This window comes from Burkholderia sp. E168m23, assembly GCF_016586125.1.
In the GTDB taxonomy this organism is placed as follows: Bacteria; Pseudomonadota; Gammaproteobacteria; order Burkholderiales; family Burkholderiaceae; genus Burkholderia; species Burkholderia orbicola.
This window is the reverse complement of record NZ_BCPP01000886.1, coordinates 1-2983: the sequence shown is the minus strand read 5'-3', so window position 1 is coordinate 2983 and position 2983 is coordinate 1. Positions and strand designations below refer to the sequence as shown.

Annotated in this window: 5 protein-coding genes; 2 read left to right on the top strand and 3 right to left on the bottom strand. The window is 67.3% G+C overall.

What is annotated here, in order from left to right:
* The first annotated feature begins 169 nt into the window (after nt 1-169).
* Nucleotides 170-442, top strand: a complete 273-nt coding sequence (locus tag JMF90_RS31380; RefSeq protein WP_011547500.1) for a DUF4148 domain-containing protein — start codon at nt 170-172, stop codon at nt 440-442.
* Nucleotides 443-523: 81 nt separating this feature from the next.
* The gene (locus JMF90_RS31375; RefSeq protein ID WP_166488165.1) at nt 524-679 is read left to right on the top strand and encodes a hypothetical protein; all 156 of its coding nucleotides are present in this window, start codon (nt 524-526) and stop codon (nt 677-679) included.
* A 67-nt stretch (nt 680-746) separates the two neighbouring features.
* Here the strand turns inward: JMF90_RS31375 and JMF90_RS31370 are convergent, their stop codons facing one another.
* From JMF90_RS31370 to JMF90_RS31360, 3 genes are all read right to left on the bottom strand, one after another.
* Nucleotides 747-1430, bottom strand: coding sequence for a response regulator transcription factor (locus tag JMF90_RS31370; RefSeq protein ID WP_011547498.1), 684 nt, complete (start codon nt 1428-1430; stop codon nt 747-749).
* 57 nt (nt 1431-1487) lie between these two features.
* Nucleotides 1488-2819: a HAMP domain-containing sensor histidine kinase gene (locus tag JMF90_RS31365; protein ID WP_041489379.1), complete on the bottom strand. Its 1332-nt coding sequence runs from the start codon at nt 2817-2819 to the stop codon at nt 1488-1490.
* A 79-nt stretch (nt 2820-2898) separates the two neighbouring features.
* A partial coding sequence (locus JMF90_RS31360; protein WP_201325891.1) for a winged helix-turn-helix domain-containing protein occupies nt 2899-2983 on the bottom strand: 85 nt, incomplete at its 5' end.

The window sequence follows — 2983 nt, the reverse complement described above, 5'->3', positions numbered from 1 at the left end:
GGTTTCACGTCCGCCGCGAATGCGCGCCGGTGCATGAATTTCTTTTCACGTTGCGTATGCCGATCCGCTAACGCCCCTCCTCTATGCTTGTCCTCAACCCGTGCACGACGCCGCTATCGACACGCCGCACCGGGGAGATGCCCATCCAATCATCATGAGGACTCCAGACATGAAAACCGCCAACATCGTCGCCGCCGCCATGCTTGCCGCAATCGGCACGCTGTCCGTTCCCGCGTTTGCGCTGACCGGCAGCCAGCCGATGCGGATGTCGCCCGCCGCCACCAAGGACGGCGCGCCCGGCACCCAGGCCGCCGGCCAGTGGGTGCCGCCCTACGGCCAGCCGATCCACGAAAAGACGCGCGCCGAGGTCCACGCCGAACTCGTGCAAGCCGAACAGGACGGGCAGCTCAAATACCTGAACTCCACGCTCTATTCGCATTGATGGGGGCGACCGTGCGGCCGGGCGCGATGCCCGGCTCGCGCCGCCAGCGGCGGCGCCTGTCCCCCGAATGGCTCGCCGTCCATGAAGCTGCTTCCGTTGCTCGCTCGTTCCGCCCGTCTCGCGCTCGTCGCGATTGCCGCCGGCGTCATGTTGTCCGCCTGTGCCGCCGCGCAGCCGGACGGCCCCGGCGACTGTGTCGGCCCGCCCGACTTCTGCATACCGTTCTTCGGCTCGTAAACGCATGACGGGCGCGCTGCCATCGGCAGTGCGCCCGTCAGTTCATTGCGCGGCCGAAACCGCGCGTTCATGCGTCCGGCAGCGTCACCTGGTAGCCATAGCGGCTCACCGTATCGATCCGGACGTCGGGCAGATGCCGCGCGAGCTTGCGGCGTAGCCGCGACACCACGAGATTGACGCTCGACGGATCGACATCCTCCTTGTCCTGCCAGACGTACCGGATCAATTGGTCGCGCGGCACTGGCGCGTTCGGATGGCGCATCAGGCATTCGAGCAACAGGAATTCCCGGCGCGTCACGGCGAGACGCAGTTTGCCGTCCGCGAGTTCGCGCGCCAGTGTCTCGACCGCGGACACCCCTGCGATCGAACGGCCCGCCTCGCGCGGCCCGGCCAGCCGCTGCAACGCCTGCAGGCGTTCGTGCAGCTCGATGAACGAATACGGTGCGCAGAAACACGCATCGGCGCCCGCGCGCAGCATATGGATGCGTTCGCGCGCCGACGCGTCGCCGATCAGCACCACGAGCGCGGCGCCGCCGCCGTCGGCCACGAAACGCGGCAGCATCGCCCTCAGCGCGACATCACCGCCGGGCTCGAACGCGGTCGCGACGATCGCGTCGAAAGCCTCCTGCGACGCAAGGAACAAGCCGTCGCGCAGATCGTCGGCGCGCGGCACGCTGTGCCCGCTTTCCTGCAGCGCCTTGTGCAGCCACGACGCTTCCGGATGCGGCGAAGTCACGAGCAGGATGCGCATCTCAATCGGCCTCGCGGCCGACATACGCCGACACGCGCAGCGTCGTCCGGCCGACCATCATCCCAGCGACCTCGGCCAGCATTCGATCGTCACGCGCGTGCCGGGCTCGGCATGGCCGATCCGCAGCGTGAAATCGTGCACGTTGACGACCGTCGACACGATGCTCAGGCCGAGGCCGGCACCCGCGAGATGCCCGGTACGGCGGCTGCGGTACCGGGACCGCAGCACCGCCTCGCGCTCGTCGGCTGCGATGCCCGGGCCATTGTCGATCACGTCGATGCGCGGGCCGGACGGCGTGTCATGCAGTTCCAGGCGCACCGTATCGCCCGACGTCGTGTACTTGAGCGCATTGTCGAGCAGGTTGCTCAGCGCCTCGAACAAGAGTGCGCGATCGCCGTGAATCCGCGCCACCGGCTCGACGGACTGCACGAAGTGGATCGCGCGGCTGTCCGCGAGCGGTTCGAACAACTGCCCGACGTCGATGACCAGATCCTCCAGCGACAGTTCCGCGAATCCGCCGCGCCGCTGCAAGGAACCGATTTCGGCGATACGCAGCATCGCCCGGAAACGATCGAGCAATACGTCGGTCTCGTGGCGTGCCCGCGAGACGAGACGCTCCAGCACGGCATCGTCGAGACGCTCCGCCCGCTGTGCCGCCTGCGCGAGCAGCGTGTGCACATGGGCGAGCGGTGTCCGCAAGTCATGCGCGATGCCGTCGCAGACCCCCTTTACCTCGTTCATCAGCCGCTCGATCTCCTCGAGCATATGGTTGACGAGATGGGACAACAGATCGATCTCGTCGTGTCCGCCGACCGGCAGCCGCTGGCCGAGGTCGCCCTGCGCAATACACTGCGTGATGCGCCGGACCTCCTTCAGACGCCGCATTTGCCGCACGCTGAGCATCAAACCGCCCACGACGCCGGTGCCAAGACAGAGCAGCCCGCCGCCCACCAGCGCCTGGATGATCGCCGCGCGGATGCGCAGGATGTGCGTGAGGTCGCGCCCGAGCACCAGCACGTCGCCGTTCGCACGCCGCTCCGCCATCGTGCGGACGACCGGCGGCACCTGGTCTCCCGCGATCGGCATCGTGTGATCGAGCGTCACGCCGCTGCGGTTCGGCCGCAGGCCGGCCGGCAACGCCAGCACATCGCCGGCGATATGCGTGCCGTTCGCGGTAAAGAGCCCGTAGTAGTTGGTATGCATCCGCTCGCGCTCGATCCGGTGCAGGATCGCGGCGGCAAGCTGGTCGTCCTGGATCGAATCGAAGTAGATCATCTGCCAATCGATCACCGTGTCGGTTTCCCGCTCCATGTCGTGCGTGATCACCGATGCGATGAAACCGAGCAGCAGCATCACCGACACGGAGAACGTCACGGTATAGACCGACACCAGCCGAAACGTACTCGAGTACCAGCGTCGCGCGGGTGCCGGCGGGACGTGATGCGCGGCCGACGCCGCGGTAGCCGGCTCAGCCAAGGCGATACCCCGCGCCGCGTACGGTCTGGATCATCTGCTTCGCATCGGATGGATCGATCTTCCTGCGCAACCGACCC

Excerpts from the sequence above, each read along its gene's own strand:
- JMF90_RS31380 (WP_011547500.1), top strand. The coding sequence starts at position 170 with ATGAAAACCGCCAACATCGTCGCCGCCGCCATGCTTGCCGCAATCGGC.
- JMF90_RS31375 (WP_166488165.1), top strand. The coding sequence starts at position 524 with ATGAAGCTGCTTCCGTTGCTCGCTCGTTCCGCCCGTCTCGCGCTCGTC.
- JMF90_RS31370 (WP_011547498.1), bottom strand. The coding sequence starts at position 1,430 with ATGCGCATCCTGCTCGTGACTTCGCCGCATCCGGAAGCGTCGTGGCTG.